This window comes from Nocardia sp. NBC_01327 (assembly GCF_035958815.1).
GTDB lineage: Bacteria > Actinomycetota > Actinomycetes > Mycobacteriales > Mycobacteriaceae > Nocardia.
Window position 1 is genome coordinate 5,923,424 of the sequence record NZ_CP108383.1, and the last position, 26,256, is coordinate 5,949,679.

The window sequence follows — 26,256 nt, forward strand, 5'->3', positions numbered from 1 at the left end:
ATCAGCCGAGGTACCGCTTGGTGAACTCCGCGAGCACGTCCTTACCACTGGCCTTGGCCTGATCCCAGGTGAAGTTCAGCTGCTTGACGTCGGCGTAGGAGCGGGTACCGGCGGCGGCAGGCACATCGGTGCGCGCGGGAATCATCTTGCGGGCGGCGGAGATCGCCTGTCCCTGCGGGGAGAACATGAAGTCCACCAACGCTTTAGCAGCGGCCGGGTTCTTGGAATCCTTGACGATGAACACCGGTCGCGGCGTGATGGTGGTACCGGAGGCCGGCGAAACCACCTGCAGCGGTTCACCCTTGTCGATGGCCGCGTAGGCGGAGTAGTCGACGCCGCCGAGCACCACCGCGTGCGAGCCCGCGGTGACATCGTCGAGCGCCGGGCCGTTGGCGCCGTGCACCACCATGCCGTTGGCGAAGAGCTTGTCGAACAGCTCCCAGGTCTTGTCCTTGCCCCAGGCGATGGTCATGGCGGTGACCAGGTCTGCGGCGGTACCGGATTCGCGCGGATCCGGCATGATCACCTTGCCCTTGTATTCGGGCGCGGTGAGATCGGACCAGTCCTTCGGCGTGCCGGGAGCGGCCTTGGTGTTCACGACAATGGTCAGCGCCGAACCGTCGCGGCCGGTGAACGCATTGCCCTTATCGGCCCAGCCGGGCTGGATCTTGTCCGCGTCCTGCGGGCTGTAGACCAGCGCCTTGCCGTCGGCGGCGTACTTCGCGACCGGCGTCCAGGAGGCCAGGTACACCACATCGGCCTGCGGGTTCTGCCATTCCGCATCGAGTTTCGCGGTGATCTTGCCGGTTTCGCCGCCGAAGGTCTTCACCTTCACCCCGGACGCCTTGGTGAACGCGGCCACCAGATCGTCGGTGAGCTCCTGCGGATTGGCCGAGTACAGCGTCAGATCCCCGGACAACCCGGCCGGAGCGGTCCACGTCGCCGCGGGCTTGACAGCCGGAGCGGAGTCGTCGGCCGAACCACACCCGGCGACCACGAGGGCCGAGGCGAGGACGGCCGCGGCAAAGGCGCGGCGAGACAGAGACATCGGAATGATTCCTTTCGAAAAGCGGTACAGCGAAAGCTCAGGAGGCCGGGACGATGACATCGGCGGCGTCCAGCGTCAGGCGCACCTCGGTGCCCGGCGCGTGCGCGCTGGGGTGCGGGACGATCCAGGGCCGGTCGACTCCGGCGACCTCACAGTGCAGGTGGTAGTTGCCGCCGGTGAATACGGCCGAGCGGACGGTCGCGGGCACGGTGAGCGCCTCCGCGGCAGTGCCATTACGGTGCGCGAGAACACCATTCGCCGACCCGGTCGCCTTGCCGTCCGCAAGAACTCGCACGCGCTCGGCGCGTACGCCTCCCCCGCTCGGCAGCGGGTTGAAGGTCCCCACGAATCCGGCCACGAACGTATCGGCGGGCCCGTGGTAGAGCTCCTCGGGCCGGCCGACCTGCAGAATACGACCGGCCCGCATCACCACAATGCGGTCCGACATGCTCATTGCCTCGGCCTGATCGTGGGTGACGAATACCGTCGTCGCCCCCAACTCCGTGGTCAGCGAACGGATTTCGGTGCGCAACTGCTCGCGCAGCGCGGCATCGAGTGCGGAGAGCGGCTCATCGAGCAGCAGCAGCGCGGGCCGCGCCACCAGGGCGCGCGCGATGGCCACCCGCTGCTGCTGACCACCCGAAAGCTGGTGCGGCATCTTGCCCGCCGCACCGGCGAGGTCGACCCGCGCCAGCGCATCGGCGACCCGCGTCTCGATCTCGGTCCGCGCGACGCCCGAAACCCGCAAGGGGAAACCGACATTGGCGGCGGCCGTCAGATGCGGCCACAGCGCGAGATCCTGGAACACCATGCCCAGCCGCCGCGCCCGCGGGGGAACGAACACCCCCGACTCGGTATCACACACCGTCTGGTCACCGAATCGGATCCGCCCCCGCTGCGGCTCGTCCAGCCCGGCCAGCAACCGCAGGAGGGTGGACTTACCGCAGCCGGACGGGCCGAGGACGGACAGGAATTCACCGGGCTCGATCACCAGATCGGTCGGCTGCAGCCCCGTCCCGTCACCGTAGGTGCGGGACAATCCCTCCACCACAACCCGTGCTCCGATATGGTCCGCTTCCGACATAGGCGGTGACGGTAAGCAGTGATTCTGTCTCGATGGGGCGGGTCTAGTGAATTGTGAGTGACTTCTACGGTCACCCGCCGGTTATCGGACGAAGCACGTCCGGCGCACCGGCAGACCGCGATCCTCCAGCGCCGCCAGCATGGCCTGGCCACGTTGTGCGCCCTCCGACGAGGACGTGCCCGCCAGCGCCGGGACATAGGTCGCCGCACCGACAATGGACTCCGCGACCAGCGACCAGAAGCGCCGCACACCGAGTCCGGCGCAGCGCGCCATCGCCTCCTGCACCAGCGCCAGCCCCGGCTCACAGCGATGCGCGAGCCATACGTACAGCGCCTGTTCGCACGGCAGCGCGACGACACCCGGCTGGCCGATCAGGCGATCGCCGTCCACCACGCGAATGGTGGTGTCCACCAGGCCCGCCCAGTCGATCCCGCCGTCGTTGTCGGTATGGATCCACAGATTCTCCAGGCCCGGATCCCAGGCCCGGCCCTCGGAGACCAGCATGGCCATCACCCGGCCGACCACCGCGTGGATGAGCGCGGTGGCCACCACCTCGGCGGCGATCTCGGCATTGGCCATCTCGGCGACATGGCGGCGGTACATCAGTTCGATGCGACCCTCACGAATTCCATCGGCCAATCGCCACCAGCGCCGTTTGCCCTGTTCAGCCATGACGGCGACGGCATAGACGCGCGGGTGCTCCGGTTGCAGGCCACGCAGGCGGGCGCTGGCCCGGCCGAAAGCGATCCGGGAATCGCGAGGCGTGCACACGGTTACGGGTTCGAGCATCGAACCTCCTCATTCATCGAAAATCAGGCCAGTGGGTACGCAACGAGGTAGAAGATAGGTTAGGCTTACCAAGCTAACGAGAGCAATCAACACAACAGGAGTGGTTCGTCACCGTGCCCGCCGTAGCCACCACCAGACGGCGACGTCTGACCGGACTGGTCCTGCTCGCCGCGCTACTGGTGTGCGCCGTGATCGCGAGCATCGCTCTGGGATCGCGTTCACTGCCACTCGCTGCTGTATTCGATGCACTCACCTGTCCGGCGGGGTTACCGCTGTCATGCCCCGCCGACGGAACGGCCGGACAGATCGTGCGCGAATTGCGGTTACCACGAACCGGACTCGCGCTCATCACCGGTCTGGCACTGGGGATGGCGGGGGCTCTTATTCAGGGCTATACCCGAAATCCGTTGGCTGACGCGGGATTACTCGGAATCAATGCCGGCGCAGCTTTTCTGGCCGTGCTGAGCATCCATCTCTTCGCGCTCACCGCTCCGGCGCAGTTCATTTGGTTCGCCTTCGCGGGCGCATTGATCGCGGGCGCGGTCGTGTTCGGCGTGTCCGCCATCGGCGGTGGCAAGGCCAGCCCGCTGAGCCTGGTGCTGGCGGGCGCGGCCGTGACCGCATTCCTGCAAGCCATGACCAATGTGGTTGTACTGCTCGATCAAACAGCGCTCAACAGCTACCGGTACTGGGTGGTCGGCGATGTCGCCGGGCACGATGCCTCGGTGTTCCGGCAGGTCCTCCCGTTCCTCATCCTCGGTGCGATGCTGGCTCTCATCGCCGCTCCGGGCCTGAATCTGCTCGGACTCGGCGACGATGTGGCACGCGGGCTCGGGGTGAAGCTCGGGCGCAGCCGGGCGCTCGGCCTGGCCTCGGTCGTCCTGCTCGCGGGCGGGGCCACCGCCGCCGTCGGGCCGATCGCCTTCCTCGGCCTGATCGTTCCGCACCTGGCCCGCAGTATTACCGGACCGGATTACCGCTGGCTGGTTCCCTATTCGGGACTACTCGGAGCGATCGTCCTGCTCTTGGCCGACACCACCGGCCGATTGATCGCCCGCCCCGGCGAACTACAGGCCGGTTTCACGCTGGCCGCGCTCGGCGCCCCGTTCTTCATTCTGCTGGTACGCCGCCGAAAGCTGGTGAGCCTGTGACTGTTCCGACGCCCCCTGCCGTCGTGCCCGACCCACCCGCCCGCACCGTGCGCGCGGTACGACCGGCACTGCGCGTGCACGGCTTCTCGACGGTGCTCCGCATCAGTGCGCTGCTCATCATCGCGGTGCTGATCGCGGTACTGCTGGCCCTGTTCGCACTCGATATCGCCACCGGCGACTTCCAGATTCCGCTGGGCCGGGTACTGGATGTGCTGACCGGCGGTGGTTCGCGCGCCCAGCGATTCGTCATCATGGATTCGCGACTGCCCCGGGCGCTCACGGCGGTCGTCGTCGGCGCGGCGCTCGGCCTGGCCGGTGCGATCACCCAGTCGATCCTGCACAACCCGCTGGCCAGCCCGGACATTCTCGGCATCACCACGGGCGCGAGTTGCGGAGCCGTGGCGGTCATGGTCGGCACCGGCGGCACGGCCACCGGAGTGGCTGCGGCACTGGGCGTTCCGGCCGCCGCGCTGGCGGGAGGCCTGTTGACGGCCATCGTCATCTATCTGCTGGCCTGGGGACGCACCACCACCGGGGACAGCGGGGTGATGGGATTTCGCCTGGTGCTCATCGGCATCGGCGTGAATGCCGCGCTGCTGTCGGTGGTGAGCTGGCAGCTCACCCGCGCGACGCTCAGCGATGCGGCCCACGCGCAACTGTGGCTCACCGGGTCGCTGGACCGTTCGGATTGGTCCACCCTGGTGCCCGCCGCCCTCGGTCTCGCCGTGACCCTGGTGGTCGCCGCGGTATCGGCGCGGACGCTCGCCGCACTGCGGTTCGGCACCGATACCACTCGGGTACTCGGTGTGAGAATTCAGACGCAGCAGGCGATTCTGCTCGCCGCCGCCGTCATCGCCGCCGCCCTGGCGACCGCCGCGGCCGGACCGCTCGGATTCGTCGGCCTGGCCGCGCCGCAGATCGCGCGCCGCCTGCTGCGCACTCCGGGGGAACCGATCATCGCCTCCACCCTTGTCGGCGCGATCTCGGTGGTGGGCGCGGATCTGATCTCCCGCACCATATTTCCCATCGATGTGCCGGTCGGTGTGATCACCGCGGGCGTCGGCGGCCCGTTCCTGCTCTACTTGCTAGTGCGCACCAATCGGAAGGCGACGCTGTGACAACGGAAAGCAAGACCGTGACACTCGCTGCGGATCACCAGGTTCCGGCCCCCGGGCACCGGCTGGAAGCGTCCGGCATCACCCTCGGATACGGCGACCGCGTCATTGTCGACGGACTGTCGCTGGATATCGCGCCGGGCGTCATCACCACCGTCATCGGTCCCAACGGTTGCGGCAAGTCCACCCTGCTGCGTTCGCTCGGGCGACTGCTCAAGCCGCGCGAGGGCCGGATCCTGTTGGACGGCAAGGCCATTTCGTCCATGAAGACCCGCGATATCGCGCGCATCGTCGGCATGCTGCCGCAGACCCCGATCGCCCCCGAGGGCCTCACCGTCGCCGATCTTGTTGCGCGCGGCCGTCATCCGCACCAGTCCTGGTTGCGACAGTGGTCCGCCGATGACGAATCGGAGGTGACCCGCGCGCTGGAGCAGACCGGTATCGCCGATCTGGCCGATCGGACGCTGGACGAACTCTCCGGCGGTCAGCGTCAGCGCGCCTGGATTTCCATGGCGCTCGCGCAGGGCACCGATATTCTGCTGCTGGACGAGCCGACCACCTATCTGGATCTGGCGCATTCACTCGAGGTGCTGGATCTGGTCGACCGCCTGCACGCCGATTTCGGCCGCACGGTCGTGATGGTGCTGCACGATCTGAATCTGGCGATCCGCTACAGCGATCAGCTCATCGTCATGCGTGCGGGCCGCATCGTCGCGCAGGGCAGGCCCGGCGACATCATTTCCGCCGAGTTGTTGCAGCAGGTGTTCGGCCTGCGCGCCGAGGTGCTCGAGGATCCGGTTTCCGGCCGGCCGATGATTGTGCCGATCGGCACACGGCATGTGCACGGCGCCGACGGCCAGGATGCCGTTTCCCCTGCCCGGCTATGACCAATACCACACAGCTACCGACCGGTTACGACGACTTGTAGTACGCATTCGTGTCGTTGTCTCCGTAAACTTGTGGGATGGCAGGTCTTGGTGAACTCGAGAAAGCGGTCATGGACCAGTTGTGGTCGGCCGATGAACCCCAAACGGTGCGGCAGGTGCACGAGGCCCTCGCTCAGCGCCGCGAGCTCGCGTACACCACGGTGATGACCGTTCTGCAGCGTCTCGCGAAGAAGAATCTCGTCCTACAGCAGCGTGATGACCGCGCGCACCGGTACGCACCGGTGCATACGCGCGACGAACTCGTCGCGAGTCTGATGTTCGACGCACTGCAGCAGGCGGATGAAGTCGGGAGCCGTCGAGCGGCGCTCGTGCACTTCGTGGAACAGGTCGGAGCCGATGAGGCTGCCGCGCTGCGCGATGCACTCGCTAAGCTCGAAGCCACCGAGGCGGCACGCAAGGAGCCGAAAGACTCCCTGTAGCTTCAGCCTCGGCCCAGGCCCCACAACGCAGTGAGCTGAGGAATGGACGTAACAGCGCCGGTTTTCGCCGGTCTCGCCTTGTTGCTGGCGGGACCGGTTCCAGCGCTGCTCAGCCGAGCGACCTGGCCCTATCGCAGTCCGCGTGCGGCGCTGGTGCTCTGGCAGGCCATCGCCCTGGCCGCCGTGCTGAGCGCCTTCGGCTCCGGACTCGCCATCGCCAGCCGACTGCTGGTGCCCGGAGCCCACGGCCGGCCCACCACCACGCCGAGCAAGGAGATCGCCGCGCTCGGCCTGCCGCTGTGGCTGGCTCTGGTCACGGTCTTCGCGCTCACCCTGCTCGTCGGCGCGCGCCTCATTTTCTCGGTGGTGCGCGTCGGAATACACACCCGTCGCCGGCGGGCCCGCCACCGCATGCTGGTCGATCTGCTCGATCAGAGCGGGGTGGCGCGCAATTCCGCCGATATCCGGGTGCTCGCCGCCACCGAACCGATCGCCTACTGCCTGCCCGGCATTCGGCGCCGCGTCGTGCTCAGTCAGGGCACGGTGACCAATCTTTCCCATGAGGAGTTGACCGCAATCGTCAGCCATGAGCGTTCGCATCTGCGAGCCCGCCACGACCTGGTGCTGGAGGCGTTCACCGCCGCACACGAGGCGTTCCCGCGGGTGGTGCGCTCCAAATCCGCCCTGGATTCGGTGAAATTGCTGATCGAATTGCTGGCCGACGACTCCGCCGTGAAGGTCACCGGGCCGACCCCGCTGGCGCGCGCGCTGGTGGCCTGCTCCAATTCGCCTGCGCCGCAGGGCGCGATGGCGGTGGGCGGGCCGACCACCCTGATCCGTATTCAGCGGCTGGCCGGGCCGATGGGTGATATGCGCATTGCCGCGGTGGCCTATCTGGCCGCCGCCGCCATTCTCGTGGTGCCCACGATGGCAGTGGCTATTCCGTGGTTGCAGGAGCTCACCCGGTTGCTGAACCGTGCCTGAGCCGCGCAGCACCACTCCCGATTCGGTGGTCACCGCCCCGCGGTTCGCCTCCTCTGCCGCTGGCGCCCGGCGCTTTGCCGATCTCGGATTGCCACCGCTGCTGGTGCAGGCGTTGCGGCGCAATGGCATCGACACTCCGTTCCCCATTCAGGCTGCCGTTATTCCGGACATTCTGGCTGGTCACGATGTATTGGGCCGGGCCGCAACCGGTTCCGGCAAGACCCTCGCGTTCGGCCTGCCCATGCTGGTCCGGCTCTCCGGTGCGCCCACCGCGCCGCGCCGGCCGCGCGGGCTGATCCTGGTGCCGACGCGGGAGCTGGCCCTGCAGATCGAGACCGCGCTCGATGAGCCGTCGCTATCGCTCGGGCTGCGGCTCGCCTCGGCCGTGGGTGGTCTGGCGATCAAGACGCAGGACGAGAAGCTGGGTCGCGGTGTCGATCTGCTCATCGCCACGCCCGGGCGCCTGACCGATCTGATCGGCCGTCGCGCCGTGAATCTTTCGGATGTTCAGATCGTCACCGTCGACGAGGCCGACCATATGGCCGATCTCGGCTTCCTGCCGCAGCTGACGGCAGTGCTCAATCGTGTTCCCGGTGAGGCGCAGAAGCTGCTGTTCTCGGCGACGCTCGACGAGGCCATCGATGCCCTGGTGCAGCGCTATCTGCGCTCGCCCGTCAGTCATGCGGTCGTCGCACAGCCCAATGCGCCCGCACCCTCGAATTCCGCTGTCGCGGAGACCGAGACAGAGCTTCCCGATATCGCGCACTACGCACTGCATGTGCGGCGCATCGAAAAGCGGCCGGTGGTCACGGAAATCGCCGCGCGCAAGGGCCGGACCCTGCTGTTCGTGCGCACCCAGCACGGTGCGGACAAGCTCGCGCGCAAGCTGCGTGAGGTCGGCATCGCTGCCGCCGCACTGCACGGCGGCCAGGGCCAGAACCAGCGCACCCGCACCCTCGCGGCCTTCGCGGACGGCACCTGGCCGGTACTGGTCGCCACCGATATCGCCGCCCGCGGCATCCATGTGGACGATGTCTCACTGGTCGTGCACGTCGATCCCCCGGCCGATCCGAAGGACTACCTGCACCGCACCGGCCGGACCGCACGCGCCGGCGCCTCCGGCACGGTGGTCACCATCGTCAGCCCGGACGACCGGCAGGAAGCCGCCGATCTGGCCCGGCGCGCAGGCGTTTCCGTCACCGATGTGGAAGTCCGTCCCGCGGACCGCCGCCTCGCCGAGATCACCGGCGCCCGCCGCCCGTCCGGCCACGCGCTCGCCGATCCGGCCACCATCGCGGCGACCGCCAAAGCCGCTGCGGCCGCGACCGATTCACCTCCCGAACGCCCCCGCCACCGCATCGATCCCCGCACCGGCGGTCGTCAGCACTCCAAGAAGCGCAAGACCAATACCACCCGCAAGGGCCGCTGACCGCCGAACCCGCACTGCCGCATCGAAATACCCGCCGGACAGGCACTCTGACCGGCAGCCCTTCGCGCTGCCGGTGCATTCGGTGCCGGGTAAAGTCCGCCGCGTGAAGTTCATGATGGGGTGTGCACTGGCCGTCGCGTGCACAAGTGTGGGATTGCCTGTGGCGCACGCGGATACCGCGCCGACGCCCTCGTGCGTCGACTCGGACAATGGCTACAAGGCCGAGTGGCAGGCCAGTTGGGCGGTGTATCAAGCCGAAGAGGGTAAGCCCGATGCGCGCTCCTCGGTGGTAGTCGATCTGCCGATCACGATCAGCGCCCCGCTGCCGAAGGTGTGGTCGGTGTATTCGAATCTGCACAACGATCTCGGCCGCCATCCGTTCCTGAAGGACGAGATCGTTCATCGCACATGTGACGACGGCAGTGCACAAGTGGTGGATTTCACCGCGCTGGAAGACATTCCGATGGGGCCGATCACCTTCCCCGGCCACACCCAGGCCGAGCAGCGCATCCACGCCGCGGAGCACTACTACACCTCCGACAGCTGGGATATCCCGAATATCACCACCCACCAGCTGATCACCTTCACCGATAACGGCGACGGCACCACCACGGTCAACGAGCACATCACCTTCCTCGCCGACCCCGCCCTGATCCAGTTCACCGCCGACAACGGCGCATCCTCGCACCGCGCCTACCAGGCCGCCCTCAAGCGAGACATCGAAAACGGTTCACTCTGAACCGATTACCCGACGCGCCCGGCACCGCGCGAATCGCCATCAACACACCTGTTTTCGACACCGACACGCCAATTGCCAGCTGCCGCTGATCCATCGGAGCAAACATCTGGCAATCCGGTCGGCGCGATGCCGCCTACCCGGTTTGCACCACTGGCTATTCCCCAGAGGGAATCGCACCCTCCGACCGGATCGCGCACAGTCGTCCTCGTGAATGACGAGCAGACTCTGCGCTACACCCGCATCGACAGCACCGCCCAGGGCGGCTCCCGGTTCGTCGAGGCCGAAATCTCGCTGGCAGAAAGGACTCTCGCGGTCGGTGTGCCCGCCATGTCGGTAGGCGGGATGCCATCGGCGGCCGGAGTGTCTTTTCTGCGCAGTGCCGGGTTCGACAGTGCGCCGCATCCGGCCCCGGCGCGGCAGTGGGTGGTACTGCTTCGCGGGGTGCTCCAGGTGACCACTTCGGACGGTGAGGAGCGCAGATTCGGGCCCGGCGATCTGTTGTTCGTCACCGATACCGAGGGCGCAGGTCACACCACCGTGGCGGTCGGCGCACCGCCGTTCGAGGCACTGTTCATTCCGGCCGGCGCCTGATCCGCGGCGGCAAGGAGCCCACGCTCCGACTGTTCCCGAGCGGGCCGACTACACTGGGTCGCTGCATGCGTGACATCAGGTAAACGCACGAAGGGTGTCCACCTCATCGGATAACCTTCGGGTGATTCGTGCCATATACCTGCCACCGAAGCATGGATAACACGAAAACCCCACGTCAAAACCATGAGGCGGCTACGAACGTGCAGTTTCTTCCCGGGCAGAACCCGCCCTACGACCTGACTTACGACGATGTCTTCCTCGTCCCGAATCGGACGGATGTGGCGTCGCGGTTCGATGTCGACCTGTCCAGCAGTGACGGGACCGGGACCACCATCCCGCTCGTGGTCGCGAATATGACCGCGGTCGCCGGCCGCCGCATGGCCGAGACGGTGGCGCGCCGCGGTGGCATCGTGGTGCTGCCGCAGGATCTTCCGATCCAGGCCGCCGCCGACACCATCGCCTTCGTGAAGAGTCGTTCGCTCACCGCGGACACTCCGGTCACGCTGGATCCGGAGCAGTCCGTCTCCGATGCGCTCGCGCTGATCCACAAGCGTGCGCACGGCGCGGTCGTCATCGTCGAGGGCGGTAAGCCCGTCGGCGTCGTCACCGAGGCGGCATGCAGCGATGTGGACCGTTTCGCGCGCCTGAGCACCGTCGCCGACACCAATTTTGTGAGCGCACCGGCCGATGCCTCCCCGCGTGAGGTCTTCGGCCTGCTCGAGGGCAGCCGCTCCGGCCTGGCCGTCCTGGTGAACGCCGACGGCACGCTCGCGGGCGTCATGACCCGCACCGGCACCATTCGCGCGGGCATCTACCAGCCCGCCGTCGATGCCCGCGGCCAGCTGCGCATCGCGGCCGCGGTCGGCATCAACGGCGATATCCCGTCCAAGGCCAAGGCCCTTGTCGACGCCGGCGCGGATGTGCTGGTCATGGATACCGCGCACGGCCATCAGCAGAAGATGCTGGAGGCGCTGCGCTCGGTGGCCGCACTGGATCTGGGTGTGCCGCTGGTCGCGGGCAATGTGGTCTCGGCCGCGGGCACCCGCGATCTGATCGAGGCCGGCGCGGACATCATCAAGGTCGGTGTCGGCCCCGGCGCCATGTGCACCACCCGCATGATGACCGGCGTGGGCCGCCCGCAGTTCTCCGCCGTGGCCGAATGTGCCGCTGCCGCCGCGGAATTCGGCAAGCACGTCTGGGCCGACGGTGGCGTCCGGCATCCGCGCGATGTGGCGCTGGCGCTCGCGGCCGGCGCCTCGAACGTCATGATCGGCTCCTGGTTCGCGGGCACCTACGAGTCGCCCGGCGATATGCGCATCGACCGCGACGGCAACCGCTACAAGGAGAGCTTCGGCATGGCCTCCAAGCGCGCCGTCGCCGCCCGCACCGCCGCCGACTCCGCCTTCGACCGGGCCCGCAAGGCGCTGTTCGAGGAGGGCATCTCCTCCTCGCGCATGCGCCTGGACCCGGAGCGCCCGGGTGTCGAGGACCTGCTCGACTACATCACCTCCGGCGTGCGCAGCTCCTGCACGTACGCGGGTGCGCGCAGCATCGGTGAGTTCCACGACAAAGCCGTGCTCGGCGTGCAGTCCGCCGCCGGTTTCGCCGAGGGCCGCCCGCTGCCTTCGGGCTGGTAAGCGGTCATCGACCGGTAGATCTCCGCAGCCGAACCCGGCGGGAACCCTCGTGGAACCCGCCGGGTTCGGCTGTGTCCGGCGCGGTCGCGCGGAAACCCGCGCGACCAGCCGGTAGCATTATCGACGCCGGACCGTGACGACCCGTTTCACGGCCCACCCCATGCGAAAGGAACCAGTTGTCACCCGCGTCCGAGGGCGCCACTCAGGAGGGCTCCTCTACCGAGCCGGGTGACAAACCCGGCGCCATCGTTGCCCCAGCCCCAGTGATCTCACCCCAAGATCTTCAGACGGCCGGGTGGTGCTGACCGTGTCGGCCCTGCTCACCGTTCTCAGTCTGCTCGGTTTTGTCGCATTGACCGCAGGCACGGCTCTCTTCGTCGCCGCGGAATTCTCCCTCACCGCCCTGGAACGCAGCACCGTGGAGGCGCACGCCCGCGAGGGCGACCGCCGGGCCCGGCAGGTGCGTCAGGCGCACCGCACGCTCTCGTTCCAACTGTCCGGGGCGCAGCTGGGCATCACCATCACCACGCTGATCACCGGTTATATCGCCGAACCGGTGCTGGCGCGGCTGCTGGAGCCCATCTTCAACGCGTTCGGCGTGGATATCGGTACCTCGCACGGCATTTCGCTGGCGCTGGCACTGATCATCGCGACCTCGTTCTCGATGATCTACGGCGAGCTGGTGCCGAAGAACATTGCCATCGCCTCACCGCTGGCCACCGCGCGCTGGACCGCCGGGCCGATGATGTGGTTCTCGACGGCCTTCCGCTGGATGATCAATTTCCTGAACGGCACCGCCAACTGGGCCGTGCGGCGGCTCGGTGTCGAACCGGCCGAAGAGCTGCGTTCGGCCCGTTCACCGCAGGAATTGGGTTCGCTGGTGCGCACATCCGCCCTGCACGGCGTGCTCGATCAGCGCACCGCGCAGGTGGTGGATCGCTCACTGCAGTTCGGTGAGCGCAGCGCGGAGGAACTCATGACGCCGCGGGTGAAGATCGAATCCCTCGATCAGGACGACACCATCGCCGACCTCATCGAAACCGCCAGCCGCACCGGCTTTTCGCGTTTCCCGGTCATCGACGGCGATCTCGACAACACCCTCGGCGTGGTGCACGTCAAACAGGCGTTCATGCACCTGGCCAAGGATCGGCGCGTCATCAAGCTCAAGGACATCGCCCAGCCGGTGCCGATAGTCCCCGCCAGCCTGGACGGCGACGAGGTGCTCGAGCGGGTGCGCGCCGACGGTATGCAGGTGGCGCTCGTGGTCGACGAATACGGCGGCACCGCGGGCATTGTCACCATGGAGGACATCATCGAGGAGATTCTCGGTGACGTCCGCGATGAGCACGATGAGGAAGAACTCGATGTGCGCCGCACCGGCAACGATTGGAACTGCTCCGGACTGCTGCGCATCGACGAGGTCTCCCGCACCACCGGATACGACGCGCCCGAGGGCGAATACGAAACGCTCGGCGGCCTGGTGCTGACCCGCCTCGGCCGCATCCCCGTCACCGGGGACGAAGTGCTGCTGCCGCAACCCGGCAACCAGCACAGCATGGAAACGCCGACCAGCGGCGGCTGGATCGCCAAGATCGAACGCATGGACGGCCGGCGCATCGACCGGGTGCTGTTGCGCCCCGTCGATGCCGAGGGCCTGGCGGAGTGGGAGCACAACCATGGGTGATATCACCGCGGTCCTGCTCACCCTGGTGCTGCTGCTGGGCAATGCGTTCTTCGTCGGCGCGGAGTTCGCCCTGATCTCCGCCCGCCGGGATCGCCTGGAAGCCCTTGCGGCACAGGGCAAGCGCAGTGCCAATACGGTCATCGAGGCGGGGCAGAACCTGTCGATGATGCTGGCGGCGGCGCAGTTGGGCATCACCATCTGCTCGATCCTGCTGGGCCGGGTCGGTGAGCCCGCCGTGGCGCATCTGCTGCAGGGCCCGTTCGATCTGGTCGGGGTGCCCGATCAACTGCTGCATCCGATTTCGTTCGCGCTGGCGCTGACCATCGTGGTCATCCTGCACATCCTGCTCGGTGAGATGATCCCGAAGAATATCGCGCTGGCCGGGCCGGAACGCTGTGCGCTGCTGCTGGTTCCGATGCATCTGATGTGGTTGCGCCTGGCCAGACCGCTCATCGCGATCTACAACCTGGCGGCGAATCTGTCGCTGCGGGCACTGCGCATCGAGCCCAAGGATGAACTCGATTCCACTGTTTCCTCGGTGGAGCTCGCCGAGATGTTCGGCGAATCCCGGTCGGAGGGACTGCTGGACGAGGAGGAGCACCGCCGCCTCACCCAGGCGCTGGGCTCGAGCGACAGCATTGTCGCCGATGTGATGGTGGCACTGGCGAAGACCCGCTCGGTGCCGCTGCGCGGTGACGGCACCACCCTCGGCGATATCGAGAACGCTGTGGCCGAAACGGGTTTCTCGCGCTATCCGGTGCGGGCGGGGGACGGTTCCCTGGTCGGCTATCTGCACGTCAAGGATGTGCTGGACCTGGTGGCCGATGATGATGCGGGGCCGTCCACGCCCATCCCCCGCACCGATATCCGCCCGCTGCCGACGGTCAGCACCGGCGCCACCCTCTTCGAGGCCCTGGCCCGGTTGCGCCGCACCAACTCCCATCTGGGACGGGTGGTGGACAGTCGCGGCAATACCATCGGCATTGTCGCCCTGGAGGATCTGGTGGAGGAGTTCGTCGGCACCGTCCGCGACGGCACCCACCGGGTCGCGGAGTGATCTGAACGTGCTCACGGATCTCCCAGTGCTCGCGCCCGCCGACTGGCGGGCGCGAGCCGCCGCACACCGGGAACGGGTCGACGCGCTCGTGGGCCCGTATCTGCAGCAGCGGGCCGTCGGGTCGAAACATCCGGTCATCGACTTCCTGTTCACCTACTACGGCAATAAGCCCGCACAGCTCAGACGCTGGCATCCCGGCTTCGGCGTGGCGCTGGCGGAGGGCGCCGACTATTCGGAAGCCCGTGGCTACCACCAGGTTCCGGGTGACTCCCCGGACGCGGTCGTATGGACGGCAGACCCGGCATTCCTCCAGAAGCGCCGCGACACCATCGAATTCGTCGCGCGCCTGCTCTCGGCCACGGCGACCCGCCCGGCTCAGCTTTCCTGCTTCGGCCTGCACGAGTGGGCCATGGTGTACCGCACCGACGATGTCCGCCACCAGCAGGTTCCCCTGCGGCTGGGCCACGCCGGCACCGATGCGGTCGTCGAATCAATGCAATTGCGCTGCACCCACTTCGACGCCTTCCGCTTCTTCACCCCCGAGGCGATCCCGCTCAATATCGAGCCCCTGACCCGCGAAACCCAGGAGCACCGAGAACAACCCGGCTGCCTGCACGCCAATATGGACCTCTACAAGTGGGGTTTCAAGCTGACCCCCCTGATCGCGTCCGACCTGCTCTTCGACTGCTTCGAACTGGCCTGCGCCGCACGCGAACTCGATATGAAGGCCAGCCCCTACGACCTCTCCGAATACGGATACGAGCCCATCCGGATCGAAACCCCGTCGGGCCGTGCCGAATACGTCCGCCGCCAGGTCGAGATCGCCGCCCGCGGCGAAACCCTTCGACAGCGATTGCTGACCGCCTGCCGGGCGTTGATAGACGTGGCGTAAATCACCGCGCAGTGGCACCCTGGTCCGTGGGAGGAATTTCACTACGGGGGAGATGTCATGCCATTGCGCTTTCGCGCCGCCGCGCCCGCACCCGTTTCCAATGCCGGGCTCGGCGTATTGCAGAACCTGCCGGGCACCTGGATGGGGTCCGGATTCAGCCGCACATCCAGGTCGCCACGCTGTTGAAGCAGTAGACCCGGGCAAACGAGGTGGCGTGCGGGCAGCCGTAGCTGCCCGCACTCGCGCAGCCCGCCGGAAGCGGGCGCACAGCTCCCTCGGCTAGTGGTGACCGACAACCTCGGGCTTGTCGAGCGAGCCCATCAAGACATTGGGACCGTCATATCCATCCCCGACGATGGATACCTCCGCGTGGAACACGTCGCCCTGCTGAAGTCCTCTGTTCCACGCAGGAAAATCAACTGTCACCAGCGTCCCGTCCGCTTCGGGATCAGCGCTCTCATCGGCGGTCAGGTACGCATGGAAAGAGCTTTCCCGGGGACCACCCGCGGTAGTCACCCAGCCGTACACCCAGTACCGCTCGGCAATGTGCCCACGACAGTCGGCGAGCGCCGCCTTCAATGCGGCTTCCTCATTCACTCCCGCGTCGGCCGTTGCCGCCGCGCCCCCAGTCGCTACCGCGATGGCAACAGCAACCGTAATCAGTGTTCGCATGTTTTCTTCTCTGTAGAACCGAAGAGACGTCCTGCCCCCAATCAAGATCATCACACCCCCGCCGATGCGGCGACAATGTGGCATCTCCCGCATTCTTGCGAGTCCACACACGAAAGCCGTTGCGCTGGATACGATCCTCGCACTCACTCGGGAGCGATCAGGTTGGGACCTCTCATGTCGACCGACAACCGAAGGCTCCGGAGACGGAGATGGCACGTCTCCACACGGGCAGATCTGAAGTGAGAGCGAGCAATTAGTGACGCGTCAGCCACATGGCACTCGGACAGCAGTCAGGGAACCGTACGAGCGGGAACCACGGGAGGAACTAGAAGACCCTTCGCATGACTGGACGCACGACAGGTATGTGCTGACACCCAATCAGCGGATCGTCTTCTTCACCGCGAGACTGTTCGTTTTCATCAACTGGTTGATCGCGCTCTCGCTCGGCGGGTTGATCGTGCACAGCGCCGGTGCGACCATCTGGAACTCCCCCAATGCGAAATACGGTGGCCCCCGCTCGATCTGGATCGAATGCTTCCTCATCTCGTTCGTCATAACGAGCATCGGCGCCGGCTTCGTTCTCACCCTGATAGCCGTGATCAAGGGCCGACTGCGCAAGTACGCGCTGGAGCAGACCGAATACTGACCCGGGCGCTGCGGACGGGGGCGGCGGCAAGGCAGATCGGCGGTGGACGCCCATGCGCCGGGTGTTTGACAGAATCCGCCAATTCGAGCGGGTGATCTTGATTTCCGTGGCGAACCCTACCGAGCGGTCAGTTCATGGGTTACGGTTCCGAGATGTAACCGAGACCACACCGGGCACCCGACTGTGCTGCTGGTCATCGGCATAGCTGCTCTGAGGGAATGGGGGGCACCGCAATGTGGCGGTTCTCGGAAGTACGGCGGTTCAAACCGGCGATCCTGCTGACAGCCGCGTTCATGTGCGGGGCCGTGCTCCCGGTGACCGGCGCGCAGGCGGATCTGCAATCGGATATCCAGAATCAGGTGCAGCAGTTCTTCGATGTGGGGCGGACATCGGTACCCCGGGCGGACTGCGGCCCGGACTCGCTGCCGGAGACCGGCATGCAGGGTGATGTGCCTGCCGACGACCGCAACAGCGGCCGCAGCACGCTCGGTTACCGGTGCAATATGTCGCTCGTGGGCGGTTATGTCGGCCGCGGCGCGGGCATCACCTCGGCGACCTATGACCACTGCTCGTACACCGGATCGATGTTCCCGGGCAATATTCTCGGGCCCGCGCAGGGCGTCCAGGTCCTGGATGTCTCCGATCCGGCCAATCCGGTACTGACCGGCAACCTCACCGAACCCGCCATGCTCGCGGGCACCTGGGAATCGCTCAAGGTCAATCCGGTGCGAAAGCTCCTGGTGGGCACCGGTGTTCCCGTCGGAGAGGGCGCGGGGTACCTGTCGGTCTACGACATCTCCGATTGTGCGCATCCGAAGCTGCTCAATGCGGGCGCGGGCACGAATCTGCTCATGCCGCTGCCGATCACGACCCATGAGGGCGGATTCTCACCGGACGGCAATACCTACTGGGCCTCCGGCATCGCCCCCGGCTTCGTGAGCGCGGTCGATCTCACCGATGCGGCCAATCCGCACGTGATCTGGCAGGGCCTCACCGGTATCGAAGCGCATGGCTTCGGCATCAGCCCCGACGGCAATCGCATGTATCTCTCGGCGCTGGGCGGTTTCACCACCCTCGATATCAGCGCGGTCCAGCGGCGCGATCCGAATCCGCAGGTCAATCACATCGGCCGGGTGTTCTGGACGGACGGCATCGCGACCCAGCACAGCATTCCGGTCACCTATGACGGGAAGCCGTTCCTGTTCACGGTGGACGAGGCCGGGGCCGGCGGCGTGAAGCTCATCGATATCTCCGATGACACCAATCCCAAGGTCGTTTCGAAGATCAAACTGCAGATCGAACTCCAGGAGAACCTGGATTCGGGCATGGCCTCGTCCATGGGTGGTTCGGTGTTCTCCTACGACGCACACTACTGCGCGGCCGACCGCCCGGATAATCCGACGGCCCTGGCCTGCGGCTGGGAGGAGTCCGGCATCCGCGTCTTCGATGTGCGTGATCCGTTCCACGCCAAGGAGATCGCCTACTACAACCCGCCCGCGCGCAAGGGCCGCAATCTCGAACTGTGGAACTCGCCGCATGCACTCGCTTCGATCATCGGTCTCCCGCTGCTGCAGTTCCCCGCCGCCGCTCGAGCCATCCTGGAAGGCAAATTCGATCCCACCCAGGCGCTTTCGTCCCGCACCGGTGAGATCGCCTTCGGTGATCTGTCCACCGACTGGTGCTTCGCGCCGCCGGAGTGGCACGGCAGCCAGCTGTGGACCAGCTGCAATGACAACGGTTTCATGGTGCTGCAACTCGGCAACGATGTGTACACCCCGCCCGATGATCAGCACTCCGTGGTGGGCTCGTGACGGGCACCCGCTGGGTCCGCGCGGCCGGACTGGCCGCGCTCGCCGTCCTCCTGTGCGTCAGCGGAATGCTGCTGCGGCCGTTCATCATTCCCGACACGCAGTCCGCGCCGCCGATATTGAACCCGACCGAGATCGGCTTCACACAAGACATGATGGCGCACCACGAGCAGGCGCTGATCATCGTGCAGCGCCTGGACCCGGCCGCCGATCCGACCATTCGCCGACTGGCACAGCAGATCTCCGACAGTCAGCGCATGGAGATCGGCACCATGCTCGGCTGGCTGCGCCTGGCCAACGCCTCCCCCACCGATCCGCACCCGATGTCCTGGATGCGCAGCACCGGAATGCCCGGCGGCACCGACCATTCGGCGATGACCATGACCACCGCGGCGACAGCGGGCGCCACCATGCCCGGAATGGCGACCCTGGCCGAACTCGATGCCCTCTCCGCCGCGCGCGGAGCCGCCGCCGAAACCCTTTTCCTGCAACTGATGCTGCGCCACCACCGCGGCGGCGTCGCCATGGCCCAGGCCGCCGATAAGCAGGTGGCCTCCGGTCCGGTCAAGGAGACCGCCCGCGCCATGATCACCGCACAGTCCCAGGAGGCGGGCATCATGACGCTGCTGCTGGCCCAGCGGGGCGCCCAGCCGCTCGCGTGAACGGCACAGTGCGCGCACTGTGACACTGCGCCGGAAATCCCGGACGTCTCCTCGAAAGAAAGTGTGCGCCATGGGTATCGTCGGCGGAATGAGTTCAGAGGGACGCGTCGCACTGGTCACCGGTAGCGGTCGCGGGATCGGGCGCGCCATTGCGCTGGCATTGGCGGAAGACGGCGCGGACGTCGCGGTGAACTACCGCTCCGACGCAGAGGCCGCGGCCGAAACGGTGGCGGCGATCGAGAAACTGGGCCGCCGCGCGCTCGCGGTGCAGGCCAGCGTGGATTCGGTCGAGGACGACGAGCGCATGGTGGACCACGTCATCGACGAGTTCGGCCATATCGACATCCTCGTCAACAATGCCGGCATTGCCAGCCGCGGTCGCTTTGTCGCCGATACCAATCCCGATGAACTGCTGCGCGTCATGGCCACGCACGCGCTGGGCGCGCATCACGTCTCCCGCCTGGTCCTGCCCTCCATGCGTTCGCGCCCGCGCGGCGACATCATCATGATTTCCAGCGTCGCCTCCCTGGGCTTCGCACCGGGCGGCGCGCCGTACACGATGGCCAAGGCCGCGCTCGAGGCCCTCGCGTTCACTCTCGCGAAAGAAGAGCGCGACAACGGTATTCGTGTGAATGTCGTGGCGCCCGGCCTGGTCGACACCGATATGGGCAGGCGGCTCGTGAAGGCGGTCACCGGCATCACCGATATCCGCAAGCTGGACGAGAACTCCCCCTTCGGCCGCGTCTGCCGGCCCGAGGACATCGCGAATATGGTCCGCTTCCTGGTCTCCCCGCAGGCCGAATACATCACCGGCCAGAAGATGAACATTCACGGCGGCAGCGCCACCGTCGGCTGACCCGCACCGTTCGCCGGGCCCGCGTCGACCGGGGCTGTGGAACTTCTCACTTGCGCGAATCTCGTGTGCTCGGCGAACCGGGGCGGCGTTATCGTCGAAGTGTTGATCAATGTCGCGACGCGGAGGACTGCTGCAGTATGACGATTCCTCTCGATACGCAGACCATCCCCGAACATATTCACGGATACCCTGACCTGGCCTTCGGCGGGTACGTGGCAGGCATGCTGGCCGCGCGGGCGACCGGGGACACGCTCCGGGTGGACTTCCGGCGAGCCGTGTCGGTATCGACCCCGGTGGTGCTCACCACCGAGGACGAGGGCGCCAGCCTGCGCACACCGGACGGCACGCTGCTGGTCGAAGCCACACCGTCGATGCTGAGCATCGATGCGGTTCCGGCCCCGCCTCTCTCCGAGGCCAGAGCCGCGACCGCACGGGCACTGTCCGCTCCCGAGCGCCGGGTCACCGACTGCTACGGCTGCGGTGTCGCCTGCCCGCCCGGACGCGGCTTACGCCTGTTCGCCTGGGGCATCCGGGAGCGACGTGTCATGGCGGCGGCATGGACCCCTGATGCGGGTCTGGCCGGAGAGAACGGCGAACTGCCGCCCGAGACGGTGTGGTCCGCGCTCGACTGCCCGGGCGGCATTGCCGCGTGGGTCTACTCCGAGATGGGCATGGGCGCGTTCACCGCGGCCCTGACGGCGAGGCAGCTGCGCCCGATGTTCGCCGGGACCGAATACATCTCACACGCTTGGCCGATCGACCGCGATGGTCGCAAACACACGGTGGGCGTGGCACTTTCGACCGCCGAGGGCGAGCTGTGCGCGCTCGCCGAGGCCCTGTGGATCGAGCCGCGCGCGGAATAGCCCGCGCGCGACCACATTCGGCGCCTACAGGTTGCCGACGGCGTGTTCCAGCCGACGAGCCACCAGATCCCGCGCCGCCTCACGAAGCGCGGGCCGGTAACCGCTGGGGTACACCGGATCTCCGGGCGCGTAGGTCTTGAGGACCTCCTTGGCGAGGGTGATCTTGTGCACCTCGGTCGGACCGTCGGCAATCGCCATGACCTGGGCGTAGTTCATCATGTCGACAAACGGCAGATCGGTGCTGACGCCGATGGCGCCGTGCAGGTGCATGGCCCGCTGGGCGATATCGTGCATGACCTTGGGCATGGCCACCTTGATGGCGGCGATATCGTGGCGCACCTTGCGGTAGTCCTGCTCCTTGTCGATGCGCCAGGCCGTGCGCAGCACGAGCAGCCGGAACTGCTCCATCTCGATCCACGATTCGGCGATCTTCTCCTGCGTCAGCTGCAGGCCGCCGAGCACACCCTTGCGCATGGGCCGGGACACGGCGCGCTCGCACATCATGTCGAAAGCCTTGCGCACCAGGGCAACCGTGCGCATGGCGTGGTGCACGCGCCCGCCGCCGAGGCGGGTCTGCGCGACGACGAAGCCGAGCCCCTCGGCGCCGAGCAGGCTGTCGGCGGGGATGCGCACATCGGTGAAGCGCAGGTGGCCTTCGGTATCGCTGAAGCCGGGCACGGTGAAGTTCCGGACGATCTCCAGGCCGGGGGTATCGGCGGGCACGATGAACATCGAGAGCCGCTGATGCGGTGCGGCCTCGGGATCGGTCACCGCCATCACGATATGGAAGGTGGCGTAGGCGGCCGCCGAGTTGAACCACTTCTCGCCGTTGATGACCCACGAATCACCGTCGCGGACGGCAAGGGTCTTGAAGGACGTCGGATCCGAACCACCGGTGGGTTCGGTCATGACGTAGCAGGAGCCGATCTCACCGGCGAGCAAGGGCTCCAGGTACGTCGACTTCTGCTCCGGGGTACCGAAGTGCGCGAGAATCTCCGCATTGCCGGAATCCGGTGCCTGACAACCGAAGACGAGCGGCGCCCACTGCGAGGTGCCGAGCACCTCGTTGAGCAGTGCGAGTTTCAGCTGACCGTACCCGGGCCCGCCGAGCTCGGGGCCGAGATGGCAGGCCCACAGCTCCTGCGCTTTCACCTGCTCCTGTAGCGGTTTCATGAGCGCCCGGATCTCCGGGTTCTGCCGGTCGTACGGGTTCGGGTAGAGCAGATCCAGCGGCTCCACCTCGGTCCGGACGAACTCCGCGACCCAGTCCAGTTTCTTCTGGTATTCCGGGTCGGTCTCGAAATCCCAAGCCATGGTCAGCCTTTCACTTGATTCCGGCCGGTGTGGTGACACCGTCGAGGATGGTGGTGATGAGAATGTCGGCGATCTGATCGGGGGTGTACTCGCCCTCGGGGTGGTACCAGGAACTGGTCATATTGAGCATGGCGACAACGCTTTTGGTGACGACGTGATCAGCGGTGCGCAGGACGCCCGCCGCATGACCCTCGTCGAAGACCCGCTGCCAGCTGCGCTGGATCCCGTCCCGCAGTTCCTGTAGATCGGCATGGCGCTCGCCGGTCAGCGCACCGGCGTCACGCAGGGCGATGGTGACCTCGTGCCGGTGTTCGAGAATGAGCCGCACATGACTGCGAATCAGCTTGCGCAGCTTGTCCATCGGCGCATCGCCGGTCTCGGCGATACCGGTGGCGGCCTCGAGCATGAGCTGGGTGTAACCGCGCCGGATCTGGAAGAGCAATTCCTCCTTGGACCCGATGTGGTAGTACAGCGCCCCGCGCTGAATCCCGGCCCGATCACCGATCTCACCGACGCTGGTGGCGTGGAATCCCTTCTCCGCGAACAGTTCCAGCGCCGCCCGTACAATCCGCTCCCGGGTCTCCCCGGAATTGGATTCCGAGGCCGGTGGCCGTCCACGCCGGCGCGCGGGCACCGCGGTCATCGCCACCCACCGTCCAGGGCGAGCGTCGCGCCGGAACAGAAGGCCGAGGCATCGGAGGCGAAGAACAGTGCGGCGCCCACGATGTCGGCCGGTGCGCCGATCCGCCCGAGCGCATTGTGCTGGGTGAGATAGTCGCGCACCGCGTCCGGCCACGCCTTGGCGATATCGGTGTCGAAGGCCCCGCAGCGGATGGTGTTGACCCGCACCGCCGGGCCGTAGGTCTGGGCAAGCCCGCTCGAGAGCGCCTCCAGCCCGGCCTTGGCAGCGGCATACGGCACGGCCATCGGCTCGGGCTTGACCGCTTCGATCGAGGACATATTGATGATCGATCCGGACCCCGCCGCCGCCATCCGCGCCCCGATGAGCGCCGACAGCCGGAACGGCCCCTTGAGATTGGTGGCGATCACCTTGTCGAACATCGCCTCGGACACCTGATCCAGGCTCGGGTACAGCAGCGACATGCCCGCATTGTTGATCAGCACGTCGACCTGCCCGAATTCCGCGTAGGCGGCCTCGGTCAGGGCCTCGCAGTGCGCCCACTCCCCCACATTGCAGGCCACCGGCAGCGCGCGCCGCCCGTATTTTTCTCGCACTTCAGTGGCGAGTACGTCACATGCGTCGAACTTGCGACTGGCGATGACCACGTCCGCACCGGCGTCCGCGCAGGCCAGCACCATCTCCCGGCCCAGGCCCCGGCTACCGCCGGTGACCGCGACGACCTTGCCGGACAACGTGTTTCCCATGCGCGACACCTTCACGTGCTTGACCTCGGAAATGTTCCGATCAGTACATTAAATGTACCGGACGATACAATCAAGACCCGCCGCAGGACACCGAAACACCGGTACCGCGAAATCCCGACGGGTACCCGCGAGTAACATGACAGGCGTACTTTTTCCCGAACATCACAGCCCACCCGGCTTTCTCGAAACGAGGCAGTAGATGACAGAGCGGATTCAGGTCGGCGGACTCCAGGTCGCGCGCGTCCTTCACGATTTCGTGGAGAACGAGGCACTTCCGGGTACCGGCGTAGACTCCGCCGCGTTCTGGTCGGGTGCCGAGGCCGTTATCAACGACCTCGCCCCCCGTAACCGTGCTCTGCTCGCAGAACGCGACGACATCCAGGCCAAGATCGACGAGTGGCACCGCGCCAACCCCGGCGCCGGCTACGACAAGGCTGCCTACAAGCAGTTCCTCACCGAGATCGGCTACCTGCGTCCCGAACCGGCCGATTTCCAGATCGGCACGGAAAACGTGGACGCCGAAATCGCCATCACCGCGGGCCCGCAGCTCGTGGTTCCGGTCATGAACGCCCGCTTCGCCATCAATGCGGCGAACGCGCGCTGGGGCTCGCTGTATGACGCCCTGTACGGCACCGACGCCATCTCCGAGGCCAACGGCGCGGAAAAGGGCAAGGGCTACAACAAGGTTCGCGGCGACAAGGTCATCGAGTGGGCCCGTAACTTCCTCGACGACGCGCTGCCGCTGATCACCGGTTCACACCTGGGCACCAGCAAGTACGCCATTGTCGACGGCGAGCTCGAGGTCACCCTCGAGGACGGCACCGATATCGGCCTGGCCGATGCCGACGCGCTGGTCGGTTACCTCGGCGCCCCCGAGGCCCCGACCTCGATCCTGTTCAAGCACAACGGTTTGCACATCGAACTGCAGATCGACCCCTCCTCGCCGGTCGGCTCGACCGACGATGCCGGCGTCAAGGACGTCGTGCTGGAGTCCGCGATCACCACGATCATGGACTTCGAGGATTCGGTCGCCGCCGTGGACGCCGAGGACAAGGTCCTCTGCTACCACAACTGGCTCGGCCTGATGAAGGGCGATCTGTCCGAAGAGGTGTCGAAGGGCGGCAAGTCCTTCACCCGCACCATGAACCCGGACCGCGTGTACACCGCGCTCGACGGGTCCGATCTGGTGCTGCACGGCCGTTCGCTGCTGTTCGTCCGCAATGTCGGTCACCTCATGACCTCCGACGCGATCATCGACGCCGCGGGCAATGAGGTTCCCGAGGGCATTCTCGACGGGCTGCTCACCTCGCTCATCGCCAAGCACGCACTGAACGGTGAAGCGCGCGTGTCGAATACGCGCACCGGCTCGGTCTACATCGTGAAGCCCAAGATGCACGGCCCGGACGAGGTCGCCTTCACCAGCGAGCTGTTCGGCCGCATCGAGCAGGTGCTGGGCCTGACCCCCAACACCCTCAAGGTCGGCATCATGGACGAGGAGCGCCGCACCACGGTGAACCTGAAGGCGTCCATCCATGCCGCCAAGGACCGCGTGGTCTTCATCAATACCGGCTTCCTGGACCGCACCGGCGACGAGATCCACACCTCCATGGAGGCCGGGCCGATGGTCCGCAAGGCCGATATGAAGTCGCAGCAGTGGATCAAGTCCTACGAGGACTGGAATGTCGACACCGGCATCGCCGCCGGCCTGCCCGGTAAGGCGCAGATCGGCAAGGGCATGTGGGCCATGCCCGATCTGATGGCCGACATGCTGGTCCAGAAGATCGGCCACCCCAAGGCCGGCGCGAACACCGCCTGGGTGCCGTCGCCGACCGCCGCCACCCTGCACGCCACCCACTACCACCTGGTGGATGTGTTCAAGCGGCAGGCCGAGATCGCCAAGGGCGGTCCGCGCGCCACCGTCGATCAGATCCTGGAGATCCCCCTGGCGCAGGACACCAACTGGTCCGCCGAGGAGAAGCAGCAGGAACTGGACAACAACTCCCAGGGCATCCTCGGCTACGTGGTGCGCTGGATCGATCAGGGCGTCGGCTGCTCGAAGGTGCCCGACATCAAGGACATCGGCCTCATGGAGGACCGCGCGACCCTGCGCATCTCCAGCCAGCAGGTGGCCAACTGGCTGCACCACGGCATCGTGACCGAGGACCAGGTCCTCGAGAGCCTGCAGCGCATGGCCCCCGTGGTCGACCACCAGAACGCCGGTGATTCGAACTACCGCGCCATGGCCCCCGATTTCGCGGGTTCGATCGCCTTCCAGGCGGCCAAGGAACTGGTGCTTGAGGGCACCAAGCAGCCCAACGGCTACACCGAGCCCATCCTGCACCGCCGTCGCCGCGAGGCGAAGGAGGCCTGCAAGTAGGGCGCTGTTAACCCCTGAAAAGTAGCTCCTAGCAGCTCTTTTCTACTCGAGGCCCCGCTCCGGAACGTTCCGGAGCGGGGCCTCGTCTATTACTGGCCGCCTATAG

25 protein-coding genes are annotated in these 26,256 nt (G+C 66.6%); 18 read left to right on the top strand and 7 right to left on the bottom strand.

Annotated elements, in window-relative coordinates:
- Position 1: 1 nt before the first annotated feature.
- The 3 genes from OG326_RS27350 to OG326_RS27360 all read right to left on the bottom strand — a co-directional run bounded on the left by OG326_RS27350 (position 2) and on the right by OG326_RS27360 (position 2,921).
- Positions 2-1,048: an extracellular solute-binding protein gene (locus tag OG326_RS27350; protein WP_327139991.1), complete on the bottom strand. Its 1,047-nt coding sequence runs from the start codon at positions 1,046-1,048 to the stop codon at positions 2-4.
- Between the two features lie 37 nt (positions 1,049-1,085).
- Positions 1,086-2,132, bottom strand: a complete 1,047-nt coding sequence (locus OG326_RS27355) for an ABC transporter ATP-binding protein (RefSeq protein ID WP_327139992.1) — start codon at positions 2,130-2,132, stop codon at positions 1,086-1,088.
- 81 nt (positions 2,133-2,213) lie between these two features.
- The gene (locus OG326_RS27360; RefSeq protein ID WP_327139993.1) at positions 2,214-2,921 is read right to left on the bottom strand and encodes a hypothetical protein; all 708 of its coding nucleotides are present in this window, start codon (positions 2,919-2,921) and stop codon (positions 2,214-2,216) included.
- A gap of 113 nt (positions 2,922-3,034) precedes the next feature.
- On the opposite strand from OG326_RS27360, the gene OG326_RS27365 reads away from it, so the two are divergent.
- The 12 genes from OG326_RS27365 to OG326_RS27420 all read left to right on the top strand — a co-directional run bounded on the left by OG326_RS27365 (position 3,035) and on the right by OG326_RS27420 (position 15,566).
- A complete protein-coding gene (locus OG326_RS27365; protein WP_327139994.1) occupies positions 3,035-4,072 on the top strand; it encodes a FecCD family ABC transporter permease in 1,038 nt (345 codons plus the stop codon).
- Entirely contained in the window at positions 4,069-5,190 is a 1,122-nt protein-coding gene (locus OG326_RS27370) for a FecCD family ABC transporter permease (RefSeq protein ID WP_327139995.1), read from the top strand. The genes OG326_RS27365 and OG326_RS27370 overlap by 4 nt, the downstream gene beginning before the upstream one ends.
- A gap of 17 nt (positions 5,191-5,207) precedes the next feature.
- A complete protein-coding gene (locus OG326_RS27375) occupies positions 5,208-6,074 on the top strand; it encodes an ABC transporter ATP-binding protein (protein WP_442791057.1) in 867 nt (288 codons plus the stop codon).
- Positions 6,075-6,151: 77 nt separating this feature from the next.
- A complete protein-coding gene (locus tag OG326_RS27380; protein ID WP_327139996.1) occupies positions 6,152-6,553 on the top strand; it encodes a BlaI/MecI/CopY family transcriptional regulator in 402 nt (133 codons plus the stop codon).
- 42 nt (positions 6,554-6,595) lie between these two features.
- Complete coding sequence (locus OG326_RS27385; RefSeq protein WP_327139997.1) at positions 6,596-7,537, top strand: M56 family metallopeptidase; 942 nt, start codon at positions 6,596-6,598, stop codon at positions 7,535-7,537.
- Complete coding sequence (locus OG326_RS27390) at positions 7,530-8,966, top strand: DEAD/DEAH box helicase (protein WP_442790834.1); 1,437 nt, start codon at positions 7,530-7,532, stop codon at positions 8,964-8,966. The genes OG326_RS27385 and OG326_RS27390 overlap by 8 nt, the downstream gene beginning before the upstream one ends.
- Positions 8,967-9,078: 112 nt before the next feature.
- Positions 9,079-9,705, top strand: a complete 627-nt coding sequence (locus OG326_RS27395; RefSeq protein ID WP_442791058.1) for a hypothetical protein — start codon at positions 9,079-9,081, stop codon at positions 9,703-9,705.
- A 207-nt stretch (positions 9,706-9,912) separates the two neighbouring features.
- On the top strand, positions 9,913-10,296 hold the full coding sequence (locus tag OG326_RS27400; protein WP_327139999.1) for a hypothetical protein: 384 nt from the start codon (positions 9,913-9,915) through the stop codon (positions 10,294-10,296).
- A 200-nt stretch (positions 10,297-10,496) separates the two neighbouring features.
- The gene (locus OG326_RS27405) at positions 10,497-11,933 is read left to right on the top strand and encodes a GuaB1 family IMP dehydrogenase-related protein (protein ID WP_327140000.1); all 1,437 of its coding nucleotides are present in this window, start codon (positions 10,497-10,499) and stop codon (positions 11,931-11,933) included.
- Between the two features lie 307 nt (positions 11,934-12,240).
- Positions 12,241-13,617, top strand: a complete 1,377-nt coding sequence (locus tag OG326_RS27410; protein WP_327146601.1) for a hemolysin family protein — start codon at positions 12,241-12,243, stop codon at positions 13,615-13,617.
- On the top strand, positions 13,610-14,674 hold the full coding sequence (locus OG326_RS27415; RefSeq protein ID WP_327140001.1) for a hemolysin family protein: 1,065 nt from the start codon (positions 13,610-13,612) through the stop codon (positions 14,672-14,674). Before OG326_RS27410 ends, OG326_RS27415 begins: the two co-directional genes overlap by 8 nt.
- 7 nt (positions 14,675-14,681) lie before the next feature.
- On the top strand, positions 14,682-15,566 hold the full coding sequence (locus OG326_RS27420; RefSeq protein WP_327140002.1) for a 3-methyladenine DNA glycosylase: 885 nt from the start codon (positions 14,682-14,684) through the stop codon (positions 15,564-15,566).
- A 279-nt stretch (positions 15,567-15,845) separates the two neighbouring features.
- On the opposite strand, the gene OG326_RS27425 is transcribed toward OG326_RS27420, so the two are convergent.
- Positions 15,846-16,238, bottom strand: a complete 393-nt coding sequence (locus OG326_RS27425; protein WP_327140003.1) for a hypothetical protein — start codon at positions 16,236-16,238, stop codon at positions 15,846-15,848.
- A 364-nt stretch (positions 16,239-16,602) separates the two neighbouring features.
- Between OG326_RS27425 and OG326_RS27430 the strand changes: the two genes are divergently transcribed.
- From OG326_RS27430 to OG326_RS27450, 5 genes are all read left to right on the top strand, one after another.
- Complete coding sequence (locus OG326_RS27430; protein ID WP_327140004.1) at positions 16,603-16,884, top strand: hypothetical protein; 282 nt, start codon at positions 16,603-16,605, stop codon at positions 16,882-16,884.
- A gap of 233 nt (positions 16,885-17,117) precedes the next feature.
- Positions 17,118-18,695 (top strand): LVIVD repeat-containing protein, encoded by a 1,578-nt coding sequence (locus tag OG326_RS27435; RefSeq protein ID WP_327146602.1) that lies wholly within the window; start codon positions 17,118-17,120, stop codon positions 18,693-18,695.
- Positions 18,692-19,354 (top strand): DUF305 domain-containing protein, encoded by a 663-nt coding sequence (locus tag OG326_RS27440; RefSeq protein WP_327140005.1) that lies wholly within the window; start codon positions 18,692-18,694, stop codon positions 19,352-19,354. The genes OG326_RS27435 and OG326_RS27440 overlap by 4 nt, the downstream gene beginning before the upstream one ends.
- An 88-nt stretch (positions 19,355-19,442) precedes the next feature.
- Positions 19,443-20,210 (top strand): SDR family NAD(P)-dependent oxidoreductase, encoded by a 768-nt coding sequence (locus OG326_RS27445; RefSeq protein WP_327140006.1) that lies wholly within the window; start codon positions 19,443-19,445, stop codon positions 20,208-20,210.
- Between the two features lie 137 nt (positions 20,211-20,347).
- Positions 20,348-21,073 carry a PaaI family thioesterase gene (locus tag OG326_RS27450; protein ID WP_327140007.1) on the top strand — a complete coding sequence of 242 codons (726 nt, stop codon included), beginning with the start codon at positions 20,348-20,350 and terminating at the stop codon, positions 21,071-21,073.
- A gap of 24 nt (positions 21,074-21,097) precedes the next feature.
- Here OG326_RS27450 and OG326_RS27455 read toward each other — a convergent pair whose 3' ends face one another.
- The 3 genes from OG326_RS27455 to OG326_RS27465 are packed head-to-tail and all read right to left on the bottom strand — an operon-like array spanning position 21,098 to position 23,773.
- On the bottom strand, positions 21,098-22,387 hold the full coding sequence (locus OG326_RS27455; RefSeq protein WP_327140008.1) for an acyl-CoA dehydrogenase family protein: 1,290 nt from the start codon (positions 22,385-22,387) through the stop codon (positions 21,098-21,100).
- A 10-nt stretch (positions 22,388-22,397) separates the two neighbouring features.
- The gene (locus tag OG326_RS27460; RefSeq protein ID WP_327140009.1) at positions 22,398-23,030 is read right to left on the bottom strand and encodes a TetR/AcrR family transcriptional regulator; all 633 of its coding nucleotides are present in this window, start codon (positions 23,028-23,030) and stop codon (positions 22,398-22,400) included.
- On the bottom strand, positions 23,027-23,773 hold the full coding sequence (locus tag OG326_RS27465) for an SDR family NAD(P)-dependent oxidoreductase (protein ID WP_327140010.1): 747 nt from the start codon (positions 23,771-23,773) through the stop codon (positions 23,027-23,029). Before OG326_RS27465 ends, OG326_RS27460 begins: the two co-directional genes overlap by 4 nt.
- Positions 23,774-23,972: 199 nt before the next feature.
- Between OG326_RS27465 and OG326_RS27470 the strand changes: the two genes are divergently transcribed.
- Complete coding sequence (locus tag OG326_RS27470) at positions 23,973-26,150, top strand: malate synthase G (RefSeq protein ID WP_327140011.1); 2,178 nt, start codon at positions 23,973-23,975, stop codon at positions 26,148-26,150.
- The last annotated feature ends 106 nt before the right edge of the window (positions 26,151-26,256 follow it).